Raw genomic sequence first — 22,425 nt, 5'->3', positions numbered from 1 at the left:
GTTCGGGGAACGGGGAGGGCTGGCCCGGTGCGGAACGCGACCATCGACATGACCCGGCTCGCCGCGATGGAGCCGCGTGAGGCGACGCGGCTGCTCAAGGGCATCCGTGACGCTGCGCTGCGGGGCGGCCGGGCGCCGCTCGCGCCGCGCGCCGACATAGAGGCGTCGTGGCGGCGGATGCTCCGCGAGGGCGTCGACCCGGACCGCGACCGCCGCTCGGGGCTGCTGCCGCCCGCCGAGCTGGAGGCGCGGCGCGGCGCCTCGCCCCTCGCCGGCCTGCTGCCGGTGCTCCGCGAGGGCCTGATGTCGGTGCCGGGCGCCGGCTCCGACGCGGTGCGGCACATCATGGTCGTCGCGGACGCCGACGGGCGGGTGCTGTGGCGGGAGGGCCATCCGTCGGTGCTGCGGATGGCGGACGGGCACGGGTTCGAACCGGGCGCGGACTGGCGGGAGTCGACGGTCGGCACGAACGGCGTCGGCACGGCGCTGGTGATGCGCCGCCCGGTGCAGGTCCACTCGGCGGAGCACTTCGTCGCCACGCACCACACCTGGACGTGCGCGGGCGCGCCGATCACGGACCCGCGCGACGGGCGGCTGATCGGCGTGGTCGACGTGAGCGGTCCGGTGACGACGATGCACCCGGCGACGCTGCTGCTGATCGGTTCCGTGGCGCGGCTCGCGGAGGCGGAGCTGCGCAACCGGCATCTGGCGGCGCTCGCGCGGCTGCGGGCGGTCGCAGCGCCGCTGCTGTGCCGGGTGGGCGGCCGGGCCCTGGCGGTGGACGGGCACGGCTGGACCGCCGCGGTGACGGGACTCGCCCCGGTGGACCGGGTGCCGCTGCCCGCGTCGCTCGGACCGGGCCGGGTCTGGCTGCCGACGCTGGGCGAGTGCGCGGTGGAGCCCCTGCCGGGCGGCTGGCTGCTGCGGCCGCTGGACGCCGCGGGCACGGGCGGGGAGGCCGGCGGGACGGCGGTCCGGCTGGTGCTGGACCTGAGCCGTCCCCGCGCGTGGACGGTGTGCGTGTCGGGCGCGGCCGGCGGCTGGGAGCGGGAACTGAGCCCGCGCCACGCGGAGTTGCTGTACGCGCTGGCCGTGCGCCGCGAGGGCCGTACGGCGGCGGAGCTGGCCGCGGACGTGTTCGGCGACCGTACGAGGACGGTGACCGTGCGGGCCGAGATGTCCCGGATCCGGCGCACCCTGGGCGGGGTGCTGGCCCACCGCCCGTACCGCTTCCGCGACGAGGTGGAGGTGGAGGTGCGCGCTCCGCGCGACCCGGCGGACCTGCTGCCCCACTCGACGGCCCCCGCGGTGCTGGCCGCCCGGCGCGCGGCCGCTTCCGGGGGCTGAGGCCGCCTCGGGCGGGGCCGGTCCTGGGGGCCGGGGCGGAGTGGCGGTGCGGGCCTTGGTGGCCGGGGCGGCGTGGCGGTGCGGGCCTTGGTGGCCGGGGCGGAGTGGCGGTGCGGGCCTTGGTGGCCGGGGCGGCGTGGCGGTGCGGGCCTTGGTGGCCGGGGCGGAGTGGCGGTGCGGGCCTTGGTGGCCGGGGCGGAGTGGCGGTGCGGGCCTTGGGCGCCGGGGCGGGGGGTGCGGGCCGGCCCGTCGGGCTCGGGCGCCGGCGGAGCCGGCCCTGCCGGGGCCGCCGTGTGGGCGCCCCGGCGGGCTCGGCGCGGCGGTCAGCCGGCGGCCGGCCACTCCAGGGGCTTCTTGTAGAAGCCGCGCGTGACCTCGACCGCTGCGGCCTTCTCGCCCTCGGGGACGAGGAACGCCTTGCAGATCTCCTGCGACTGGCCGGGCGAGAGCTTCTTGTCGGTCTCCGGCGCCGGGCAGTTCGGCCACTTCGCCTCGCCCAGGATGACGATGAGCGCGCGGGTGCGGGTGCCCTTGTCGGTCCGGACGACGAGGTCGTCGTCCATGTCGCCGATCTCCATGGGCGCACCCGTCTTGTGCGTGATCTTCGTCCAGACGTAGACCGGGATCTTCGGCCCGTCCTTGTCGTCCTTCTTCAGACCGGAGCCGTCCATGTCGGCCTTGGTGCCGGTCGTGACCCGGGTGGGGGTGAGCGTGTACGTGGCGCCCTTGGACGCCTGCATGTCGCTCTCGATCGCCGGGCTCTCCTCGCCCAGCTTGAACGTCGTCTTCTCGTCGCCCGCACCGTCCGGTCCGGACTCGGAGCCCGAACCGGACTCGGTCGCCGACGAGCCGCCGCCGGACTTCCTGTCGCTCTTGGACGAGCCGCCCTCGCAGCCGGCCAAGGTCAGGACGACCGCCAGGGCGCCCGCCGCCGCGACTCCACGTGTCCACGCAGACATAGGTGTTTCCTCGCTTTCCCCGTTGCACCGGCCAGGACGGCGTACACCGCGTGGCCGGTTCCGTACGGCGGGAGATCCTGTCAGACGGGGGTGACAACGGCGCGGGTGGGTGGGCGCCGGGACCGGTTCGCGGGGGTTTGCACATGCGACGCGAACGTGGCGCGCGTGGCCGCTCCTTAAGCTGGTCCCCTTGTCGGCGCTGGTGCGGGGAGGGACGGGCGCGATGCCGGAACGGGTCACGCGGAACGTGGCGGGCGAGGTGACGGGCCCGGTCGTCCAGGCCGGCCGCATCGAGACGTTGACGATCCATCAGGCGGCGCCGGGGCCGTGCCCGCACCCGCACGCGGACGAGGAGCCGTGGGCGGCGCGCGTACGCGGATCGGCGGTGTGGCGGCACGTGCCCCGGACGCGGGACGCCGCCGTGCACCGGGACGCGGCCGGGGCCGTGGCGTCAGCGCTGGCCCGGCTGCGGGACGAGGCGGAGGCGCGGCTCGCGGCCGACCCGTGGCGCGACCCGCGGGCGCCGGAGCGGTTCGCGGAGCGCCTGGAGTGGCTGCTGGGCGAACCGGACGAGGGCGCCGGCCTCGACCTGTACCCGGCGGAGGCCGCGCTGTTCACGCTCGCCCCGCTGCTGGCGCGGGTGCACGACCTGCGGCTCGCCGCCGGACGGCTGCACGTCGAACCGTGGCGGCTGGGCCCGGCCGGGGACCTCGCGTCGCCGGAGCGTCCGGCGTTCGAGGCGTACGCGGACGGGAACGGCGTGCTGGTCCAGCGGGCATTGCTGCGCCCGGAGGCGGCGGCTCCGCTCGGGTGGTGGCTGTACCACCGCTGGCTGGTCCGGCACGAGGCGTACGCGGCGCCGGAGACCGTACGGGACCTGCTGGACGCGCTCGGGGCGGACATCGGGGACGCGGGCGGGGCGGCGCTCGGCCGGGTGCTGACGGTGCGCCGGGTGAGCCGCCTCCTCCACGGGCTGCGGCGCGGCCCGGACGTGTGCAACCCGGAATTCCTGGACGCCCTGGCCGCCGACGAGACGGTGGGCGTGCAGCGGGTGCGGGACCGGCGGCTGGTCCTGCTGTGCGCCCTCGCGTACGCGCTGAGCCCCGAGACGACGGGCCTGCCGGACGTCGTGGCCGAACATCTGGGCATCCCGCACGCCGTGGACCTGGACGCGCTGCGCACGACGCTGGAGGAGTCCGAGTGGGGCGGCACGCCCGAGCTGCCGGTACTGCGGGCCGAGTGCTCCCACGAGGCGGTGGTGGAGGGCCTGCGGGCCGCGGTGGGCCGCATGGACGAGGTGCTGCACGCGGTGACCCGTACGGCACGGGAGCTGGCGCAGCCCATGCCCCGCCTGCCGGTGCGGCTGTCCGCCGACGGCGTGACCCCGGTGGAGGGCGCCTTCACCGGGTGGGCGAGCTTCCGGCTGGACGAACGGCGGGTACGGGACCTGCTGATGGGCGTCCAGCTGTACAAGGACCGGGACCTCGCCATCCGGGAGCTGTACCAGAACGCCCTGGACGCCTGCCGGTACCGCAGGGCCCGCACCGAGTACCTGGACCGCACGCACCCGGCGGCGACGTACACGTACGAGGGCTCCATCGTCTTCGAGCAGGGCGTCGACGAGGACGGCCGCGCGTACGTGGACTGCCGCGACAACGGCATCGGCATGGGCGAGGCGGAACTGCGGGGCGTCTTCGCCCACGCGGGCGCGCGGTTCGCGGAGCAGCCGGAGTTCCGCGAGGAGCGCGCCGACTGGGCCCGCCTCGACCCGCCGGTCGTCCTGTACCCGAACAGCCGTTTCGGCATCGGCGTGCTCAGCTACTTCATGCTCGCCGACGAACTGCGCGTCACCACCTGCCGGATGGGCCGCGACGGCATGCCGGGCCCGGTCCTGGAGGCTTCCGTCTTCGGTCCGGGGCACCTGTTCCGGATCGTCCGTACCAGGGAGCGGGGTGAGCAGCCGGGCACGTCGGTCCGGCTGTACCTGCGGGACGTGGACGATCGGTGGTCCTGCCCGCAGGTGCTGGGGAGGGTGCTGGGCGTGGCGGAGTTCCAGACGGTCGCGCGGAACGGCACGGAGGTCATGCGGTGGGAGCCGGGGACGCTGCGGGAGCGGCGGTCGAGCGGCCACGCGTTGCACCTGGACGCGGGCGACGCCATGGAGGCGTGGCCGGATGCTCCGCCGGGGGCGCAGGTGTTCTGGTGCCGGAGGGGCGGCGGCCTGCTCGTGGACGGGCTCGTGGTGCATCCCGACACGCGCGGAGGCGTACTGACGCAGCAGGGTGCGGGACTGTCCGGCGCGGTGGTCAACCTCTCCGGGCCGCTTGCCCCGGAGCGGCTGTCGGCGGACCGCACCCTCATCCTGGACGACGTACGGGACACGGTGCGCGGGCTGCTGGCGCAGGCCACCGGCCATCTGCTGGACGGGCCCCTCCCGCATGCCGACTGGCTCTCCCGCATCGCGTCCAAGAGCACGGCGCTGGCCGACCTCGTGGTGGAACGCTGCCTGGCCGAAGGGCGGGACATCCCCGGCGCCCCGCCGGGCGCCGCCGCGACGAGCCGGGCGGGCTTCCTGCCCGACGACGTCCACCTCCTCTTCCCGGAGCGGGCGGGCTTGACCGCGTCAAGGCGGGAAACCTCCATGGACGGCATTCCGGACCACATCCTGCTGTGGCGTCTGCTCGCCCATGGGCTCCGGTGCCCCCTGGAGGAGCTGAGCCGTCTCTGTCCCGACCTGGCGGCCGTCGGTCCCATGCCTCCCGCGCTCCCGTCCGACGGCGCCCTCTTCAAGTGGGTCGGCGGCAGGATGGTGACCGGGGCTCCGGTGTTCGAGATGGCCGGCCTGCTGCACCGCTCTCCCCGGGCGGTGGCCCGGCGCGCCGCGGAGCTCGGTCTGTACGGGGAGCCGTGGGAGGACCTGCCCGACACGCCCGTTCCGCAGAACCGCTCGTACCGGCCGCCGCTGATCGGCGGGCACGTCCGCGAGGTCACCGCCGGGGCGCTCATCGGGGCGTGTGTGGACGGCGCCGAGTCCCTGGACACGGTGGTGCGCCGGCTGCGCGACGCGGGAAGGGAGGTGCCGGACGCCGTCCTGGCCACGGCAAGGGCGGGCCTGGCCGATGACGTGCTCCATCCCTACCTTCGCGAACAGCCGTGCCCCTGGTTCGCGCCGCGTGAGCGGGTCCAGCCCCGGGTCCTGGTGGACCTCGCTCTCACGCTGGACCGCACCGTGCCGGAGCTGTGCACACGGCTCCGGGCCTGCGGACTGGCGCCGGAGCAGTCCGTGCTTCCCGACTCCCCCACGGCGGGTCTGCTCCTGGCGCTGAGCGAGCACATGAGCGACCGGTCCTGGCCCCTCGACCCGGACGCCGTCGTGCCTCCCTCGCGTGTGCTGCTGGCGGCCAGGGAGCTCGGTGTGGGACCGGCCGAGGCGATCGACTGGTTCCGGCAGCTCGGCTTCCCGGTGCCGGAGTCGTTCCCCGCCGAGACGGAATCCCACGATCTGGACATCCTGACGCCTCCCGTGGATCCCGAGGTGCTGCGGCACACGCCGCTGCGACCGGGACGCCCCGTCCTGTACACACAACTGCTCGCGGTCGCCCGGCGTGAGGGCCTCGCCCCGGCGGTGGTCGCCTCCCGCATGCGGGCGTACGGCCTGGCGGTGCCCGCCCTTCGCCCGGTGGCCCCGTCGGAGCTGGACGGCCCGCTGTTCTCCGGCCCGCTGGACTGGCGACGGCTGCGGGCCGGCGCCCCCATCCCGTACGCGCGGGTCCTGGAGGCGGCCTCCCAGCTCATGATCCCGCCCGCGGACATCGCGGCCCGGCTGGCGGAGCACGGTTTCCCCCTCTCCTGTCAGGAGCTGCCCGAGGGGCTGTCGCCCGCGCGGGCCGTCGACCTGATCAGCGAGACGGACCCGCGGAACCGTACGCCCGTCCGCCTGTACGGCCTCTTCAAGGGCGCCCGCGCCCTCGGCACCTCCCTCAGCCAGACCCATGACTGGCTCGTCGCGCTCGGCGTCGACGTCGTGGACCCCGCCGAGGCCGTCCGCGCCGCCCTGCCCCTCATCCCCCGCGCCCGCACCGCCGACCAGCAGGGATGATCACACTGGCCAGAAACAGACCCTCCATGGTTCCCTGGCCGGCATGAGCAGCGTCGATGTCACCACCTGGTACCTGGAGCAGACCTCCCCCGGCGATCTGCGGCCCGCCGCCGCGCCGGAGGGGGACGAGGTGCGGATCGTCCGCGCCGAGGTGCCCTCGCCCGAGTTCAGCCGGTTCCTGTACTGCTCGGTGGGCGGCGACGTGTCGTGGGTGGACCGGCTCGGGCTGACGTACGCGCAGTGGCGGGAGATCCTGGAGCGGCCGGGCGTCGAGACGTGGGTGGCGTACGAGAAGGGGACGCCGGCCGGGTTCATCGAGCTGGACCCGCAGGACGAGGGCGTCGTGGAGATCATGTACTTCGGGCTGATCCCGGCGTTCCGGGGGCGGCGCATCGGCGGGTACCTGCTGTCGTACGGCACCGCCCGGGCGTGGGACCTGGCCGACCGGTGGCCTGGCCGCACGCCCACCAAGCGGGTGCGGCTGAACACCTGCTCCCTGGACGGCGAGCACGCCCTCGCCAACTACGAGCGGCGCGGATTCCGCCTGTACGACACGCGCGTGGCGGCCAAGCCGGCCGTCGAGACGCCGGGGCCGTGGCCGGGCGCCTTCGCCTGAGCGGCGGCACCGGCGGGCCTGAGCGCCCGCTCCCGCACCGCCCCACTCCCCCGCCGCGTCAGCCCCACCCGCCCCGCGCGACGGCGCGCCCAAACGTGACTGGCGCCACACTTGTCCACCATCCGGGACAGTTCCGTCCGCGATGCGGACAAAGGTGGACTGAGTCCAAACTCCCGTGACACGCTTCCGTCATGTCTCGAGCTGGAATTGCCTTGGTGAGTCGGCGGCACGTCGACCTCGGCCGCATGTCCAGCGCCATGTGTCCGGCGAGCTGAGCGAACCCAGCACCCGCCGCGATCCCCCTTTCTGAACCCACCGCGCAATGTCGCGCAGGAGCTCACTCCTGCGCGACATTGCGCAGGTCAGAGCCGCCCTCCTGCAGTCCCGAAGGACGTATAGCCATGGCCGCCACCCCGGAAAAGCCCGCACCCGCCACGCCCCGCCGCAAGGTGGGGCGCCACCGTGGCGAGGGCCAGTGGGCCAGGGGCCACTTCACGCCCCTCAACGGCAATGAGCAGTTCAAGAAGGACGATGACGGTCTCAATGTGCGGACACGCATTGAGACGATCTACTCGAAGGCCGGATTCGACTCCATCGACCCCAACGACCTGCGCGGCCGCATGCGCTGGTGGGGCCTCTACACCCAGCGCCGCCCCGGGATCGACGGCGGCAAGACGGCCGTCCTCGAGCCGGAGGAGCTGGACGACGAGTTCTTCATGCTGCGGGTCCGCATCGACGGCGGCCGGCTGACGACCCGCCAGCTGCGGGTCATCGGCGAGATCTCCCAGGAGTTCGCCCGGGGCACCGCCGACATCACCGACCGGCAGAACATCCAGTACCACTGGATCCGCATCGAGGACGTCCCCGAGATCTGGCGCCGCCTCGAAAAGGTCGGCCTGTCCACGACCGAGGCGTGCGGCGACACCCCGCGCGTCATCATCGGCTCCCCCGTGGCCGGGATCGCCGAGGACGAGATCGTGGACGGCACGCCCGCCGTCGAGGAGATCCACCGCCGGATCATCGGCAACAAGGACTTCTCCAACCTGCCCCGCAAGTTCAAGTCCGCGATCTCCGGTTCGCCACTGCTGGACGTGGCGCACGAGATCAACGACGTGGCGTTCGTCGGGGTGGAGCACCCCGAGCACGGGCCCGGCTTCGACCTGTGGGTCGGCGGCGGCCTGTCCACCAACCCGAAGATCGGTGTCCGGCTCGGCGCGTGGGTCCCGCTGGACGAGGTCCCGGACGTCTTCACCGGCGTCATCTCGATCTTCCGCGACTACGGCTACCGGCGGCTGCGCAACCGCGCCCGCCTGAAGTTCCTCGTCGCCGACTGGGGCGCCGAGAAGTTCCGCCAGGTCCTGGAGGACGAGTACCTGAAGCGGAAGCTGGTCGACGGCCCCGCCCCCGCGCAGCCGGTCCGGCAGTGGCGCGACCACGTGGGCGTCCACCGCCAGAAGGACGGCCGCTTCTACGTGGGCTTCGCCCCGCGCGTCGGCCGCGTCGACGGCGCGACCCTCACCAAGATCGCCGAGGTGGCCGAGGCGCACGGCTCCGGCCGGGTCCGCACCACCGTCGAGCAGAAGATGATCGTCCTCGATGTCGAGGAGGCACAGGTCCCCTCGCTGGTCGCGGCGCTGGAGTCGCTGGACCTGCGGGTGAACCCGTCGCCGTTCCGCCGCGGCACCATGGCGTGCACCGGCATCGAGTTCTGCAAGCTGGCCATCGTGGAGACGAAGGCGCGCGGCTCCTCCCTCATCGACGAGCTGGAGCGCCGCCTGCCGGACTTCGACGAGCCGATCACCATCAACCTCAACGGCTGCCCCAACGCCTGCGCCCGTATCCAGGTGGCGGACATCGGTCTCAAGGGCCAGCTGGTACTGGACGACGAGGGCCGCCAGGTCGAGGGCTACCAGGTCCACCTGGGCGGCGCGCTCGGCCTGGAAGCGGGCTTCGGCCGCAAGGTGCGCGGACTGAAGGTCACCTCCGCGGAGCTGCCCGACTACATCGAGCGCGTCCTCACCCGCTACCAGGCCGAGCGCGAGCCCGGAGAACGCTTCGCCACCTGGGCGGCCCGCGCCGACGAGGAGGCCCTGTCATGAGCGCGAACCGAGCCCTCGAAGAGGGAGAGGCCCTGTCGTGAGTGAGAGGGCTGCTCCTTTCTACTGCCCCTACTGCGGTGACGAGGACCTGCGCCCCGCCGAGCAGGGGCACGGGGCCTGGGAGTGCGGGGCCTGCAATCGAGCCTTCCAGCTGAAGTTCCTGGGCCTGCTGGCCCGGGGCCTCCAGCGCCCTGACAGCGGAGGGGACCCGACATGACCGTCACGGAGAACGACGACGAGCTGAAGGCGCTCGCCGAGCGCGCCGGCCGCGAGCTGGAGGACGCCCCGGCGCTCGACATCCTGAAGTGGGCCGCCGACACGTTCGGCGACCGCTTCTGCGTCACCTCCTCCATGGAGGACGCCGTCGTCGCGCACCTCGCGTCGCGCGCCTTCCCCGGTGTGGACGTGGTGTTCCTGGACACCGGCTACCACTTCCCGGAGACGATCGGCACGCGGGACGCGGTCGCCGCGGTGATGGACGTCAACGTCATCACCCTGACGCCGCGCCAGACCGTCGCCGAGCAGGACGCCGAGTACGGGCCGAGGCTCCACGACCGGGACCCGGACCTGTGCTGCGCGCTGCGCAAGGTCAAGCCGCTGGAGGAGGGCCTGACGAAGTACGCGGCGTGGGCGACCGGGCTGCGCCGCGACGAGTCCCCCACCCGGGCGAACACGCCGGTCGTCGGCTGGGACGCGCGGCGCCGCAAGGTGAAGGTGTCGCCGATCGCCCGGTGGACGCAGGACGACGTCGACGCGTACGTCGCCGAGCACGGCGTCCTCACCAATCCGCTGCTGATGGACGGCTACGCCTCCGTGGGCTGCGCCCCCTGCACGCGCCGCGTGCTGGAGGGCGAGGACGCGCGCGCCGGCCGCTGGGCGGGCCGCGCCAAGACCGAGTGCGGGCTGCACGCATGACGAACGACCATTCCTTGGAGAAGCACGTGACTGGGGCCACCATCTGGCTCACCGGTCTGCCGAGCGCCGGCAAGACCACCATCGCGTACGAGCTCGCCGCCCGGCTGCGCGCCGAGGGGCACCGCGTGGAGGTGCTCGACGGCGACGAGATCCGCGAGTTCCTGTCGGCGGGCCTCGGCTTCAGCCGGGAGGACCGGCACACGAACGTGCAGCGCATCGGCTTCGTCGCCGAGCTGCTGGCGTCGAACGGCGTGAAGGTCCTCGTGCCGGTCATCGCCCCGTACGCCGACAGCCGCGAGGCCGTCCGCAAGCGGCACCAGCAGGAGGGCACCGCGTACCTGGAGGTGCACGTGGCGACGCCGGTCGAGGTGTGCTCCGAACGCGATGTGAAGGGGCTGTACGCGAAGCAGGCGGCGGGCGAGATCAGCGGCCTGACCGGGGTCGACGACCCGTACGAGGAGCCGGAGAGCCCGGACCTGCGGATCGAGTCCCACCGGCAGACGGTGGCCGAATCCGCGCAGGCGCTGCACGCGCTGCTGACCGAGAGGGGCCTGGCGTGACCACGACGATCACGGCGGTGGAGGAGCAGCAGGACAGCCCGTTCGCGCTGTCGCACCTGGACGCGCTGGAGTCGGAGGCCGTCCACATCTTCCGCGAGGTGGCGGGAGAGTTCGAGCGGCCGGTGATCCTCTTCTCCGGGGGCAAGGACTCGATCGTGATGCTGCACCTGGCGCTGAAGGCGTTCGCGCCCGCGCCGGTGCCGTTCACGCTGCTCCACGTGGACACGGGGCACAACTTCCCCGAGGTCATCGAGTACCGCGACCGGACGGTCGCCCGGCACCACCTGCGGCTGCACGTGGCGTCCGTCCAGGACTACATCGACCGCGGCGTCCTCAAGGAGCGCCCGGACGGCACGCGCAACCCGCTGCAGACCGTGCCGCTGACCGAGGCGATCCAGCAGCACCGCTTCGACGCGGTGTTCGGCGGCGGGCGGCGCGACGAGGAGAAGGCCCGCGCCAAGGAGCGGGTGTTCTCGCTGCGCGACGAGTTCTCCCAGTGGGACCCGCGCCGGCAGCGGCCCGAGCTGTGGCAGCTGTACAACGGGCGGCACGCGCCGGGCGAGCACGTGCGGGTGTTCCCGCTGTCGAACTGGACCGAGCTGGACGTGTGGCAGTACATCGCCCGCGAGGGCATCGAGCTGCCGGAGATCTACTTCGCGCACGAGCGGGAGGTGTTCCGGCGCAACGGCATGTGGCTGACGGCCGGCGAGTGGGGCGGCCCCAAGGAGGGCGAGACCGTCGAGAAGCGGCTCATCCGCTACCGCACGGTCGGTGACATGTCCTGCACGGGCGCCGTCGACTCCGACGCCACCACGCTCGACGCCGTGATCGCCGAGATCGCCGCGTCCCGGCTGACCGAGCGGGGCGCCACCCGCGCCGACGACAAGCTGTCCGAGGCCGCGATGGAAGACCGCAAGCGCGAAGGGTACTTCTAGAGATGTCCAGCACCACCGCCGAGCAGCTCTCGGCCACCACCCTGCTGCGTTTCGCGACCGCCGGGTCCGTCGACGACGGCAAGTCCACCCTCGTGGGCCGGCTGCTGCACGACTCCAAGTCGGTCCTCGCCGACCAGCTGGAGGCCGTCGAGCACGCCTCCCGCTCACGCGGCCAGGAGGCGCCCGACCTGGCGCTGCTGACGGACGGCCTGCGGGCCGAGCGGGAGCAGGGCATCACCATCGACGTGGCGTACCGTTACTTCGCCACGGCCCGGCGGAGGTTCATCCTCGCCGACACGCCCGGCCATGTGCAGTACACGCGGAACATGGTGACCGGCGCGTCCACCGCCGAGCTGACCGTGATCCTCGTGGACGCCCGCAACGGGGTGGTCGAGCAGACCCGCCGGCACGCCGCGATCGCCGCGCTGCTGCGCGTCCCGCACGTGGTGCTCGCCGTCAACAAGATGGACCTCGTCTCCTACGAGGAGGCCGTCTTCGCGCGGATCGCCGAGGAGTTCACGGCGTACGCGACGGAGCTGGGCATCCCCGAGGTGACCGCCATCCCGATCTCGGCGCTCGCCGGGGACAACGTGGTGGAGCCGTCCGCGACGATGGACTGGTACGGCGGTCCGACGGTGCTGGAGCACCTGGAGACCGTGCCGGTCAGCCATGATCTGACCGCCTGCCACGCGCGGCTGCCCGTCCAGTACGTGATCCGCCCGCAGACCGCCGAGCACCCGGACTACCGGGGGTACGCGGGGCAGATCGCCGCCGGCACGTTCCGGGTCGGCCAGGAGGTGACCGTGCTGCCGTCGGGCCGTACGTCGCGGATCTCCGGCATCGACCTGCTGGGCACGCCCGTGGACGTGGCGTGGACGCCGCAGTCCGTCACCCTCCTGCTGGAGGACGACATCGACATCTCGCGCGGCGACCTGATCGTGCCGTCCGGGGACGCCCCGGCGACCAGCCAGGACGTCGAGGCGACGGTGTGCCATGTGGCGGACCAGCCGCTGACGGTCGGCCAGCGCGTGCTGCTGAAGCACACGACCCGTACGGTCAAGGCGATCGTGAAGGACATCCCGTCCCGGCTGACCCTGGACGACCTGTCCCAGCACCCGGCCCCGGGCCGGCTGGTCGCCAACGACATCGGCACGGTCAAGGTCCGCACGGCCGAGCCGCTCGCGCTCGACGCGTACGCCGACTCGCGGCGCACCGGCTCGTTCCTGCTGATCGACCCGGCGGACGGCACGACGCTGGCGGCGGGCATGGCGGGCGAGTCGTTCGCCACCGAGAAGGCCGCCGCGGCGCCGGCCGACGATGAGGGCTGGGACTTCTGATGGCCGGCAACGCCCGGAGCGGCGGCGTCCTGATGCCGGGCAACGCCCAGGCGGGCGGCGCCCTGATGGCGGGCGGCGTCCTGATCGCGGGTGGCGTCCTGGCGGCCCGCGACGCGTTCGCGACCTTCGCGAAGGAGGGCGGCCGGGTCGGCGGCGGACGTCTCGGCGCGGGCACCGGGGGTGTCGCCCGATGTGCCCGGTGACCGCCCGCCCGCTCCACCGCCGCGGCCCGCACCGCGGCAGCCCGACCACCGCCGCCCGCCCGGCCGCGCCTGCCCACCCGTACGGGGGGTAGCGGCCGGCCGACGAGAGGAACCTCCCGTGCCTGCCACTCCCCGTCCACGGCCCGCGCCGCGCGCCCGCCGCACCCTCGCCGCCGCCGCGGTCCTGCCGCTGCTGCTCATGGCGCTGGTCTCGTGCGGCTACGGCTCGCAGGCGGTGGAGAACCGGGCGAAGGTGGTGCCCGAGGGGCCGAAGCTGTCCGTGGACACCGTCCGCGTCGGGTACTTCGCGAACCTCACCCACGGCACGGCGCTCGTCGGCGAGCGGGAGGGCTTCTTCCAGAAGGAGCTGCGCGGCACGCGGCTGCGGACCGCCACGTTCAACGCGGGCCCGTCCGCCGTGGAGGCGCTCAACGCGGGGTCGGTGGACATCGCGTACCTCGGCCCCTCGCCCGCGATCAACGGCTACAGCCGCTCCGGCGGCAAGAACCTGCGGATCGTCGGCGGCGCCGCGTCCGGCGGCGTCCGGCTCGTGGTGAACCCGGACCGGGTGAAGGACCTCGCCGATGTGAAGGGCAAGCGGATCGCGACCCCGCAGCTCGGCAACACCCAGGACGTGGCGTTCCTGCACTGGGCGGCCGAGCAGGGCTGGAAGGTCGATCCGCAGAGCGGCCAGGGCGATGTGTCCGTGGTGCGCGTCGACAACAAGATCCTGCCCGACGCCTACCGTTCGGGTTCGGTCGACGGGGCGTGGGTGCCGGAGCCGACCGCGTCGAAGCTGATCGCCGAGGGGGCGAAGCCCCTGCTGGACGAGGCGCGGCTGTGGCCCGGGGGCCGGTTCGTGATCACCAACATCGTGGTCGCGCAGCCCTTCCTGGAGCGGCATCCGGACGTGGTGGAGGCGGTGCTGCGCGGCTCGCTGAAGGCCAACGCGTGGATCGCCGCCCACCCCCGCGAGGCGAAGGCCGCGGCGAACGCCCAGATGGAGGCGCTCACCGGCAAGGCACTGCCGGCCGAGGTCATCGACTCGGCGTGGCCGACGATCCGGTTCCTCGACGACCCGCTGGCGGAGACGCTGCGCGAGCAGGCCCGCCACGCGGAGGCCGCCGGGCTGCTGGAGAAGCCCCTGCTGGACGGGATCTACGACGTGCGGCCGCTCAACCGGGTGCTCGCCGCCGAGGGCCGCGCGCCCGTCGCCGACGCCGGGCTCGGTGTCCGGTGAGCGCCGGCCCGGTGGGCCCCGGCCCGGTGGGGCGCCGTCCGCTGAGTCCCTGTCCCGTGAGTCCCCGCCAGGCCGGGCCCGCCCCGGTAAGGCCCCGGCCGCCCCGCCCCCATCCGTCCCGTCAGTCCGTCAGACCAGCTCCCAGGAGGTGACGACCATGGCCATCACGATCGGTACGGCGCCCCGCGCCGAGGACCGCACGACGGCGGTCGAGTACGCCGCGCGGATCGAGCGCGTCTCGAAGTCCTTCGCCGGCCCCGCCGGGCAGCAGCTCGTCCTGGACGACATCAGCCTCGATGTCGCGCCGGGCGAGTTCGTCACCCTCCTCGGGGCGTCCGGCTGCGGCAAGTCCACCCTGCTCAACCTGGTGGCCGGGCTCGACCGGCCGTCCTCCGGGACGATCGCCACGGACGGGCGGCCCGCCCTGATGTTCCAGGAGCACGCGCTGTTCCCGTGGCTGACCGCGGGGAAGAACATCGAACTGGCGCTGAAGCTGCGCGGAGTGGCCAAGGCCGACCGGCGCGGCGAGGCGGAGCGGCTCCTGGAGCTGGTCCGGCTCGGCGGCTCGTACGGCAAGCGCGTCCACGAGCTGTCCGGCGGGATGCGGCAGCGGGTCGCGATGGCGCGGGCGCTCGCCCAGGACAGCCGGCTGCTGCTGATGGACGAGCCGTTCGCCGCGCTCGACGCGATCACCCGCGACGTGCTGCACGACGAGCTGACCCGCATCTGGCACGAGACGGGCCTGTCGGTGCTGTTCGTCACCCACAACGTGCGCGAGGCCGTGCGGCTGGCCCAGCGCGTGGTGCTGCTGTCGTCCCGTCCGGGCCGGATCGCCCGGGAGTGGACGGTCGGCCTGCCGCAGCCGCGCCGCATCGAGGACGCCGCGGTGGCGGAGCTGTCCCTGGAGATCACGGAACAACTGCGGGGGGAGATCCGCCGACATGGGCAGCACTGACACGAGGGCCGGGGCGGAGCCGCAGTCCGCCGCCGCGCCGGGCAAGGCCAAGGCCGGCGGGCCGGACGACCTGGCGGGCCTGGAGGCCGGCCTCGACGCGCTGGACGCGGTGGAGACCCGGCGTACGCCGCTGCGCGAGACGTTGGTCAGGAAGGTCCTGCCGCCCGTCGTCGCGGTCGCGCTGGTCCTGGTCGTCTGGCAGCTGCTCGTCTGGGCGGAGGTCACCGACGCGTACAAGCTCCCCGCTCCGTCCGCGGTGTGGGACAGCCTGTCCGAGATGTGGCTGCAGGGGACGCTGTTCGGCGTCATGTGGACCAGTGTGTCCCGCGCTCTGCTCGGTTTCGTGCTGGCGCTGGCGATCGGCACGCCGCTGGGGCTGCTCGTCGCCCGGGTGAAGGTCGTGCGCGCCGCAGTGGGGCCGATCCTCTCGGGCCTCCAGTCGCTGCCGTCGGTCGCCTGGGTGCCGCCGGCCGTGCTGTGGCTGGGGCTGAACGACCAGATGATGTACGCGGTGATCCTGCTGGGCGCCGTCCCGTCCATCGCCAACGGCCTGGTGGCCGGCGTCGACCAGGTCCCGCCGCTGTTCCTGCGGGCGGGCCGCACCCTCGGCGCGACCGGGCTGCGGGGCGCCTGGCACATCGTCATGCCCGCGGCGCTGCCCGGCTATCTGGCGGGCCTGAAGCAGGGGTGGGCGTTCTCCTGGCGCTCCCTGATGGCCGCCGAGATCATCGCGTCGTCCCCGGAGCTGGGCCTCGGGCTCGGCCAGCTGCTGGAGAACGGCCGCAACAACTCGGACATGCCGGGGATCTTCCTGGCGATCCTGCTGATCCTGCTGGTCGGCATCGCCATCGACCTGCTGGTGTTCAGCCCGCTGGAGCGCGCGGTGCTGCGCCGCCGCGGACTGCTGGGCAAGGGCTGAGCGCCATGGCCGCGCCCGTCCTCCTCGTCGTCGCGCACGGCAGCCGCGACCCGCGCCACGCCGCGACCGTCCACGCCCTGGTCGGGGCGGTGGCGGCGCTGCGGCCCGGCGTCCGCGTGGAGACCGCGTTCCTCGACTTCAACGTGCCGTCCGTCCCGGCCGTCCTGGAGTCGCTCGCGGCCGACGGCGTACGGGACGTGGTGGCCCTGCCGCTGCTGCTGAACCGCGCGTACCACGCCAAGGCGGACATCCCCGCCGTGCTGCGGCAGGCCCCGCAGGCGCTGCGCGTCCGCCAGGCGGAGGTGCTCGGCCCGTCGCCGCTGCTGCTGCGCGCGGTGGAACGGCGCCTGTACGAGGCGGGGCTCGCCCCCGCCGACAAGCCCGCGACCGGGGTCGTCCTGGCCTTCGCGGGCTCCACCGACCCGGAGGCGAACGCGGTGTTCGCTGAAACGGCGCGGGAGCTGCGGCGTACCGGTTGGTGCGCCGTGCGGCCCGCGTTCGCCTCCGCATCCCTTCCCCGCACCGAGGACGCGGTGCGGGCGCTGCGCGCGGAGGGCGTCCGCCGGGTGGCGGTCGCGCCGTATGTCATCGCGCCGGGCCGGCTGCCCGACCGCATCGCGGCCGGCGCGGCCGGCGCGGACGTCCTCGCCGACGTGCTGGGCCCGGCCCCGGAGCTGGCCCGGCTGCTCGTGCGGCGCTACGACGGGGCCCGTGCCGCGCGCCCGCTGGCGGCCGCGGTCTAGCCGGTGCGCCGGACGTGCGCGGGCGCCGGGATCCGTTCGAGGACGCCGCCCGCGAACACGTCGTACAGCGGCAGCGTCTCCAGGTGCACGTACCCGATGTGGCAGTCGCAGACGGCCAGCGGGCAGGGGCGCGGGGCGAGCGCGGCACGGTAGGAGCCGTCGTACAGGTTGCCCAGCTCGGCGCGGACGAAGTGGCAGCGGCGGACCGTGCCGTCCCCGTCGACGGAGACGACCGACTCGCCGGTGCGGCACGGCAGTCCGGCCGAGCGGTGCGGATGGCGGCTGTACGGGAACAGCGGGTCGACGGCCGTCCACACGGCGGCCTCCTCGTCGGTGTACGCACGGCCCTCGGCGGCGTTGACCCACAGGTAGACATGGGCGGGCAGGGCGGCGCGCAGCCGCCGCGCGTGCTCCAGGTGCTCGGGCAGGCCGACGACGCCGACGCTGTAGCGCACGCCCCGGTCGGCGAGGTCGCGGGCCTTCGCCAGGAACCGCTCGTACGGGGTCTGGCCCGGGTGGTAGGTGCACCACAGGGCGACGGTGTCCGGGTCGGCGTCCGCGAGCCAGTCGGTGCGGCAGCTCAGATTGGTCTGGATGGCGACGCGCCGGACGTGCGGCAGGTGCGACAGCTCGACCAGCGCCCGCCGGTACCAGGAGCGGACCAGCCCCTCGCCCCAGGGGGTGAACAGCACGGACAGCCGGTCGCCGGTCTGCGCGGCGGCCCAGGCGGTGAACCGCTCCAGCGCGGCGCGGTCGGCGCGCAGCTGCGCGGGCGTGTCGCGGCGCTTGGCGAAGGGGCAGTACGGGCAGTCGTAGTCGCACGAGGCGAGCGGCCCGCGGTACAGGATCGTCAGGTCCACGGCCGGCTACTTCGCCTCGTACGCGGCCATCGCGGCCCGCACGGCGGGTGAGAACAGGGCGGGGCCGAGCGCGTCGGAGTGGGCCAGGCCCTCCGGGGAGAGCCGCAGCACACCGCCGCCCGCGCCGCCGCCGCCCGCGCCGCCGCCGCCCGCGCCGCCGCCGGCCGCGCCGTCCCCGGCGAGCCAGCCGCGGGCGGCGAAGGCGGCGAGCTCGGCGGGGAAGTCGTCGTGCGGGTCGGTGCCGAACCGGTCGCGGTAGTCGGCGAGCGGCATGCCGCGCGCCTGGAGGAGGGACTGCAGGAGGTGGCGGCGGCGTGCCTCGTCCGCGTCGACCCTCCGGCCGTGGACCGCGTGCCCGAAGTCCTCGGTGGCGGTGTAGTCGTCGATGATCGCCCGTATCCGCCCCATGTCGACGGCGTAGTCGAAGGAGTAGTGGAGCGTGGAGGTGTACGAGCGGGCGCCGCAGCCTAGGCCGATCATGCCGTCGGTCTGGCAGGCGTGGTCGTCCGGGCCCTGCGGCGCCGCGTCGGCGCGTCGGAACATCCGCATCGACACCTGCTCGTAGCCGTGCGCGAGGAGGTGGTCGCGGCCCTGCCGGTACAGGGCGAGGCGCTGCTCGTCCCAGTCGCGGTCGGTGTGGGCGGTGCGGCGGGCCAGACCGGTGAGGGCGCGGACGTACAGCGGGTAGAGGTACAGCTCCTCGGGCCGCCAGGCGAGCGCGGCGTCGAGGGAGGTGCGCCAGGTGGCGGGGGTCTGGCCGTCGATGCCGTAGATGAGGTCGATGTTCAGGACGGGGACGCCCGTGTCGCGGATGCGGCCGAGCGCGGCCTCCACGTCGGCGCGGCGCTGGGGCCGTACGGCCGCCCTGGCCTCCTCGTCGACGAAGGACTGCACGCCGATGCTGAGGCGGGTGGCGCCGCGCTCGGCGAGGACGGCGAGCCGGTCGGCGGTCGCGGTGGCGGGGGACGTCTCGACGGAGAGCGGGATCGCGCGCAGGTCGGCGCCCATGCGGGTCTCCGCGATGTCGCAGAGCCGCTCCAGTTCGCGGGCGGTCAGGAACGTGGGGGTTCCGCCGCCGAAGGCGGCGTTGGCGAAGCGCACGGCGCCGGGCCCGGCGGTGTCCGACGCGTCGAGGGCGTCGCGGACGGCGGTGGCCTGCCGTTCGAGCGCGTTGAGGTAGCGGCCGGTCAGCCCCTCGGGGGCGCCGATGCGGGTGAAGAGGTTGCAGAAGCCGCAGCGGACCTCGCAGAACGGGATGTGGAAGTACAGGGAGAGGGCGTCCTTGGCCTCGCCCCGCCACAGGTCGCGCAACGCGGGACGGTCGTCCAGCTCCGTGTACGCGGTCTTGTGCGGGTAGGCGTAGACGTACGCCTCGTACGGCCGCACGGGGCCCACGGTGGCGGCGGGCGCGGAGGCGGTGGCGGTGGGCGCGGAGGCGGTGGCGGGCGCGGGGGCGGTGGTGGGCGCGGGTGCGGGGGTGGCGGCGGGCGCGGTCATGCGGACGGCTCCAGGAAGAAGTGTGCGTACGGCACGGTCCACACGGCCTCGTGGCCGATGCGGTGGCCGGTGTAGCCGTCGTCGCCGTAGGTCGTGCCGTGGTCCGAGCAGACGATGGCGAAGCAGCGGCGGCGGGAGCTCATCGCGGCGAACAGCCGCCCGATGTGCCGGTCGACGTACTCCAGGGCGGCGGCGTGGGTGGCGCGGCTGTCCCCGGCCTCGCGGGTCGCGCCGGGCAGGTGGAACCAGTTCGGCTGGTGCAGCGCGGAGACGTTGAGGAAGAGGAACAGCCGCCGCTCGCGCGGGAGTCCGGCGACGATCCGCTCGGCCCGCGCCACCTGCGCCTCGAAGGAGACGGGTGACGCGACGCCGAACTCCGGTTCCCAGTGGCTCTCCTGGAACATGCCCGGCAGGACGTCGCCGAGCGCGCCCCGCTTGTTGAAGAAGCCGACTCCCCCGACGCACACCGTGCGGTACCCGGCGGCGGCCAGCCCGGACACGAGGTCCGGTGTGTCGAAGACGTAGGTGCGCCCGGCGGTCGTCTCGCTGCCGGCGAAGCGGGCGGCGAACAGCCTCGGGTGCGGCCCCGGCGCGGCGGGCGTGGGCAGGAACCCGGCGAACATCGCCTGGTGGGAGGCGTAGGTGAAGCTGCCGGGGGCGTGCCGCTTCTCCCAGGCGCCGCCGGGGAGGTGGCGGGCCAGGTGGGGGATGCGGCCGGCGGCGGCGAGCTCGGCGGCCACGTCGTAGCGGAGGGTGTCGAGCGTGAGCAGGAGCAGGTCGTCCCGGCCGACGACCTCGTTCATGTCGGGCGGCTCGGGGACGGCGTCCGTGCCGGACGGCTCGGGGATGCCCGTGGTCCCGGGCGGCTCGGGGACGGCGTCCGTGCCGGACGGCTCGGGGATGCCCGTGGTCCCGGGTGGATCGGCGACGGCGTTCGTGCCGGAGGCCGCGTGGCCGGGGTGGCCGGGTGTGCCGGAGTGGCCGGGTGTGCCGGGGAGGTGGCTGCTGTCAGGCGGATGCACGGTGGTTCCTCGTGTGGTGGTGCTGTACGGCGGCGATCTGGGCCGCGTAGGTGTCGAGGCCCTCGGCGCCGCTGCCGGGCAGCCCGGTGAGGCCGGGCAGGAGGTCGCCGAAGGCGTTGACCTCGGCGACGGCGAACCGGCGCCAGCCGACCGCCGGGAGCAGGTCGACGCCGACGCAGAGCGTGCCGGGGAAGCAGGCGGCGGCCCGCTCGCAGATCTCCAGGGCGTCGGCCCAGCGGGGGCCGGCGGCGGCCATGGCGGCGGCCAGGTCGCCGCGCCGGCCGCCGAGGTGGAGGTTGGTCATGGGCGAGCGGCTGGTGCGGGCGACGGCGTGGGTGGCCCTGCCCGCGACCACGACGACCCGCAGGTCCGCCGTCCGGCCGCCCAGGGACGCCTTGGGCCACCACCGTTCGATGTGCAGCCCGTCCGGGGCGAGCGCGTCGGCGAGGGCGGCGATCTCCCGTTCGCCGTCGAGGCGGCGGACGCGCAGTGAGTTGTGGAGGCGGCCGTCCGGGGTGGCCTCCACGGACGTGGTCGCCCTGATCCGGCCGCGTCCGGCCGTCTCGAGGGCGACGACACCGGACGCGGAGGACCCGTGGGCGGGCTTGAGGAAGACGCGGGGCATGCCGTGCGCGTCCATCAGGGCCCGTACGTCGTCCCAGCCGCGCACCGGGGCGGCGCCGCCGGAGGTGGGCGACGCGGGGACGGGCACCCCGGCCCGGTCGAGGACGGCGTGGCAGCGCCGCTTGTCGAAGAGGACGGCCAGCTCGTCGGGGTCGTCGAGGCGCACGCCGCCCCGCAGCGTGCGGACGGCGGCGGTGAACCGCTCGTACCAGCGGGCGCCGCCCTCGACGCGGGTCGGGTCGTCCACGCCGCGCAGGGCCCGGTCCACCTCGGCGTTCTCGCCGGGCGAATCGAGCCGCACGACCTCGTCGGGCGCGAACCCGGCGCCGCCGTCGCGCAGGACGTCCGCCCAGGGCACGACGCGCGGCGCGGGCAGCCCGGCCTCCCGTACGGCCCGGTCGAACAGGGCGACGCGGCGGTTCTCCGGGTTGCCGACGACCGCCCAGCGCGGCGGCGCTTCCACCGTCACGGCCGGTCCGTCACTCGCCGACGGCGACGAACCGCCGGACGCGGCCGTCCCACTCGTACTCCTCGGCGTCGTCGCGGTCCAGGGACAGGGCGACGCCGGCGGGCTCCAGCGCCTCGCGCAGACGCCGCTCCATCGGCTCGCTCAGGTAGTGGTGGTGCAGGTCGAGCTTGCGGAGGTGGGTGAGCGGCTGTCCGCCGAGCAGGGCCTCGGCGCCCTCGTCGGTGAGGACGCCCATCGACAGGTCGAGGACGTCCAGGCGGGAGACGACCGGCGCGGAGGCCGCCGCCCGGGCGATGTGGTCCTGGATGTCGCTGTTGCGCAGGGCGAGATGGCGCAGGCGGGGCAGGCGGGAGCCGTCGAGGATCGGCGCCACGTCCTCGACGGAGCAGTCGCCGCCGTACTCCTCCGTGCCCAGCCACAGGTCGAGGAGCTCCAGCGCGGGGAAGTCGCTCGCGGCGATGCCCCGCACGACCGCGGCGGGCATGCCGCCGGTCTCCACGACGAGGGTCCGCAGCCGCCGGTGGGTGGCGGCCGGGAAGGCGAGGGCCGTGCCGCCCCGCACCCCGAACGCCTCCAGCTCGGGGAAGCCGTCGAGGAGCGGGGTGACGTCGCTCTGGGTGATCCAGGAGATCTCGCACTCCTCGGACTCCATGTCGCCGAGGAACAGGGCGCGCAGGGAGGTCAGGCGGGACCGGGCGTCGAGGACCGTCCGGACGATCTCCTCCGAGCCGTTCTCGTACGCCTCCTCCCAGGCGCCGACGACGAGGGCGCGGACCCTGCCGGGGTCCACGGCGGCGGTGAACCGCGCGAACGCCTCGGGCCAGGTCTCCTCCGCGTCGTACGTGTCGGTCGACACCCGCCAGGCGACGGCGTCGGCCTCGGGCAGGGGCGTGCGGCCCTCGTCGTCCGGTCCCGGGAAGTCGTGGACCGGAAGCCCGTACCACGTGTTGTCGTCCCCCAGCATGGCTGCCCCGCCGTTCCTCGTCCGTCGTTGTGGATGCGCTGCCAGTTGTAGCAAGCGCCACT

At 74.4% G+C, this 22,425-nt stretch carries 21 protein-coding genes; 15 read left to right on the top strand and 6 right to left on the bottom strand.

Annotation, left to right across the window (positions count from 1 at the left end; all coding sequences use genetic code 11):
* Positions 1 to 27: 27 nt before the first annotated feature.
* On the top strand, positions 28 to 1,347 hold the full coding sequence (locus ACSUPT_RS24300) for a GAF domain-containing protein (RefSeq protein ID WP_436945507.1): 1,320 nt from the start codon (positions 28 to 30) through the stop codon (positions 1,345 to 1,347).
* Positions 1,348 to 1,670: 323 nt separating this feature from the next.
* Here ACSUPT_RS24300 and ACSUPT_RS24295 read toward each other — a convergent pair whose 3' ends face one another.
* Positions 1,671 to 2,306, bottom strand: a complete 636-nt coding sequence (locus tag ACSUPT_RS24295) for a hypothetical protein (RefSeq protein WP_351964837.1) — start codon at positions 2,304 to 2,306, stop codon at positions 1,671 to 1,673.
* Positions 2,307 to 2,529: 223 nt separating this feature from the next.
* On the opposite strand from ACSUPT_RS24295, the gene ACSUPT_RS24290 reads away from it, so the two are divergent.
* The 14 genes from ACSUPT_RS24290 (at position 2,530) to ACSUPT_RS24225 (ending at position 16,927) form a co-directional block, all read left to right on the top strand.
* A complete protein-coding gene (locus ACSUPT_RS24290) occupies positions 2,530 to 6,405 on the top strand; it encodes a wHTH domain-containing protein (protein WP_436945506.1) in 3,876 nt (1,291 codons plus the stop codon).
* Between the two features lie 43 nt (positions 6,406 to 6,448).
* On the top strand, positions 6,449 to 7,021 hold the full coding sequence (locus ACSUPT_RS24285; protein WP_351964839.1) for a GNAT family N-acetyltransferase: 573 nt from the start codon (positions 6,449 to 6,451) through the stop codon (positions 7,019 to 7,021).
* A gap of 191 nt (positions 7,022 to 7,212) precedes the next feature.
* Entirely contained in the window at positions 7,213 to 7,296 is an 84-nt protein-coding gene (locus ACSUPT_RS24280; protein WP_023590579.1) for a putative leader peptide, read from the top strand.
* A gap of 126 nt (positions 7,297 to 7,422) precedes the next feature.
* Positions 7,423 to 9,120 (top strand): nitrite/sulfite reductase, encoded by a 1,698-nt coding sequence (locus ACSUPT_RS24275; protein ID WP_436945505.1) that lies wholly within the window; start codon positions 7,423 to 7,425, stop codon positions 9,118 to 9,120.
* 37 nt (positions 9,121 to 9,157) lie between these two features.
* On the top strand, positions 9,158 to 9,337 hold the full coding sequence (locus ACSUPT_RS24270; protein WP_351964841.1) for a hypothetical protein: 180 nt from the start codon (positions 9,158 to 9,160) through the stop codon (positions 9,335 to 9,337).
* Complete coding sequence (locus tag ACSUPT_RS24265; RefSeq protein WP_365726190.1) at positions 9,334 to 10,035, top strand: phosphoadenylyl-sulfate reductase; 702 nt, start codon at positions 9,334 to 9,336, stop codon at positions 10,033 to 10,035. Before ACSUPT_RS24270 ends, ACSUPT_RS24265 begins: the two co-directional genes overlap by 4 nt.
* On the top strand, positions 10,032 to 10,595 hold the full coding sequence (gene cysC / locus ACSUPT_RS24260) for an adenylyl-sulfate kinase (RefSeq protein WP_351964843.1): 564 nt from the start codon (positions 10,032 to 10,034) through the stop codon (positions 10,593 to 10,595). Before ACSUPT_RS24265 ends, cysC begins: the two co-directional genes overlap by 4 nt.
* Complete coding sequence (gene cysD / locus ACSUPT_RS24255; RefSeq protein WP_351964844.1) at positions 10,592 to 11,530, top strand: sulfate adenylyltransferase subunit CysD; 939 nt, start codon at positions 10,592 to 10,594, stop codon at positions 11,528 to 11,530. The genes cysC and cysD overlap by 4 nt, the downstream gene beginning before the upstream one ends.
* A gap of 2 nt (positions 11,531 to 11,532) precedes the next feature.
* Positions 11,533 to 12,867: a sulfate adenylyltransferase subunit 1 gene (locus ACSUPT_RS24250; RefSeq protein ID WP_361660003.1), complete on the top strand. Its 1,335-nt coding sequence runs from the start codon at positions 11,533 to 11,535 to the stop codon at positions 12,865 to 12,867.
* Positions 12,867 to 13,070 (top strand): hypothetical protein, encoded by a 204-nt coding sequence (locus ACSUPT_RS24245; protein ID WP_365726202.1) that lies wholly within the window; start codon positions 12,867 to 12,869, stop codon positions 13,068 to 13,070. The genes ACSUPT_RS24250 and ACSUPT_RS24245 overlap by 1 nt, the downstream gene beginning before the upstream one ends.
* Before the next feature lie 199 nt (positions 13,071 to 13,269).
* A complete protein-coding gene (locus tag ACSUPT_RS24240) occupies positions 13,270 to 14,310 on the top strand; it encodes an ABC transporter substrate-binding protein (RefSeq protein ID WP_403498350.1) in 1,041 nt (346 codons plus the stop codon).
* A 157-nt stretch (positions 14,311 to 14,467) separates the two neighbouring features.
* The gene (locus ACSUPT_RS24235; RefSeq protein WP_351964848.1) at positions 14,468 to 15,265 is read left to right on the top strand and encodes an ABC transporter ATP-binding protein; all 798 of its coding nucleotides are present in this window, start codon (positions 14,468 to 14,470) and stop codon (positions 15,263 to 15,265) included.
* Positions 15,252 to 16,184, top strand: coding sequence for an ABC transporter permease (locus ACSUPT_RS24230; RefSeq protein ID WP_361660012.1), 933 nt, complete (start codon positions 15,252 to 15,254; stop codon positions 16,182 to 16,184). The genes ACSUPT_RS24235 and ACSUPT_RS24230 overlap by 14 nt, the downstream gene beginning before the upstream one ends.
* A gap of 5 nt (positions 16,185 to 16,189) precedes the next feature.
* On the top strand, positions 16,190 to 16,927 hold the full coding sequence (locus ACSUPT_RS24225) for a sirohydrochlorin chelatase (RefSeq protein WP_436945504.1): 738 nt from the start codon (positions 16,190 to 16,192) through the stop codon (positions 16,925 to 16,927).
* On the opposite strand, the gene ACSUPT_RS24220 is transcribed toward ACSUPT_RS24225, so the two are convergent.
* The 5 genes from ACSUPT_RS24220 to ACSUPT_RS24200 form a co-directional block, all read right to left on the bottom strand.
* Positions 16,924 to 17,787 (bottom strand): STM4011 family radical SAM protein, encoded by an 864-nt coding sequence (locus tag ACSUPT_RS24220; RefSeq protein ID WP_351964851.1) that lies wholly within the window; start codon positions 17,785 to 17,787, stop codon positions 16,924 to 16,926. The genes ACSUPT_RS24225 and ACSUPT_RS24220 overlap by 4 nt on opposite strands.
* Before the next feature lie 6 nt (positions 17,788 to 17,793).
* Positions 17,794 to 19,284 (bottom strand): STM4012 family radical SAM protein, encoded by a 1,491-nt coding sequence (locus ACSUPT_RS24215; protein WP_436945503.1) that lies wholly within the window; start codon positions 19,282 to 19,284, stop codon positions 17,794 to 17,796.
* A complete protein-coding gene (locus ACSUPT_RS24210) occupies positions 19,281 to 20,087 on the bottom strand; it encodes an STM4013/SEN3800 family hydrolase (RefSeq protein WP_351964963.1) in 807 nt (268 codons plus the stop codon). Before ACSUPT_RS24210 ends, ACSUPT_RS24215 begins: the two co-directional genes overlap by 4 nt.
* Positions 20,088 to 20,292: 205 nt before the next feature.
* Positions 20,293 to 21,399 (bottom strand): STM4014 family protein, encoded by a 1,107-nt coding sequence (locus ACSUPT_RS24205; protein ID WP_436945502.1) that lies wholly within the window; start codon positions 21,397 to 21,399, stop codon positions 20,293 to 20,295.
* 10 nt (positions 21,400 to 21,409) lie between these two features.
* A complete protein-coding gene (locus ACSUPT_RS24200) occupies positions 21,410 to 22,363 on the bottom strand; it encodes an STM4015 family protein (RefSeq protein WP_403498330.1) in 954 nt (317 codons plus the stop codon).
* Positions 22,364 to 22,425: the final 62 nt, after the last annotated feature.

The organism is Streptomyces sp. SudanB25_2051, assembly GCF_964272635.1.
GTDB lineage: Bacteria > Actinomycetota > Actinomycetes > Streptomycetales > Streptomycetaceae > Streptomyces.
Note: the sequence above shows the minus strand (reverse complement) of the source record. Positions and strands in the feature narration are given on the sequence as shown.

Coding starts and splice junctions, on each gene's coding strand:
- ACSUPT_RS24295 (WP_351964837.1), bottom strand. CDS start 2,306: ATGTCTGCGTGGACACGTGGAGTCGCGGCGGCGGGCGCCCTGGCGGTC.
- ACSUPT_RS24290 (WP_436945506.1), top strand. CDS start 2,530: ATGCCGGAACGGGTCACGCGGAACGTGGCGGGCGAGGTGACGGGCCCG.
- ACSUPT_RS24285 (WP_351964839.1), top strand. CDS start 6,449: ATGAGCAGCGTCGATGTCACCACCTGGTACCTGGAGCAGACCTCCCCC.
- ACSUPT_RS24280 (WP_023590579.1), top strand. CDS start 7,213: ATGTCTCGAGCTGGAATTGCCTTGGTGAGTCGGCGGCACGTCGACCTC.
- ACSUPT_RS24275 (WP_436945505.1), top strand. CDS start 7,423: ATGGCCGCCACCCCGGAAAAGCCCGCACCCGCCACGCCCCGCCGCAAG.
- ACSUPT_RS24265 (WP_365726190.1), top strand. CDS start 9,334: ATGACCGTCACGGAGAACGACGACGAGCTGAAGGCGCTCGCCGAGCGC.
- cysC (WP_351964843.1), top strand. CDS start 10,032: ATGACGAACGACCATTCCTTGGAGAAGCACGTGACTGGGGCCACCATC.
- ACSUPT_RS24250 (WP_361660003.1), top strand. CDS start 11,533: ATGTCCAGCACCACCGCCGAGCAGCTCTCGGCCACCACCCTGCTGCGT.
- ACSUPT_RS24245 (WP_365726202.1), top strand. CDS start 12,867: ATGGCCGGCAACGCCCGGAGCGGCGGCGTCCTGATGCCGGGCAACGCC.
- ACSUPT_RS24240 (WP_403498350.1), top strand. CDS start 13,270: ATGGCGCTGGTCTCGTGCGGCTACGGCTCGCAGGCGGTGGAGAACCGG.
- ACSUPT_RS24235 (WP_351964848.1), top strand. CDS start 14,468: ATGGCCATCACGATCGGTACGGCGCCCCGCGCCGAGGACCGCACGACG.
- ACSUPT_RS24230 (WP_361660012.1), top strand. CDS start 15,252: ATGGGCAGCACTGACACGAGGGCCGGGGCGGAGCCGCAGTCCGCCGCC.
- ACSUPT_RS24225 (WP_436945504.1), top strand. CDS start 16,190: ATGGCCGCGCCCGTCCTCCTCGTCGTCGCGCACGGCAGCCGCGACCCG.
- ACSUPT_RS24215 (WP_436945503.1), bottom strand. CDS start 19,284: ATGACCGCGCCCGCCGCCACCCCCGCACCCGCGCCCACCACCGCCCCC.
- ACSUPT_RS24210 (WP_351964963.1), bottom strand. CDS start 20,087: ATGAACGAGGTCGTCGGCCGGGACGACCTGCTCCTGCTCACGCTCGAC.
- ACSUPT_RS24200 (WP_403498330.1), bottom strand. CDS start 22,363: ATGCTGGGGGACGACAACACGTGGTACGGGCTTCCGGTCCACGACTTC.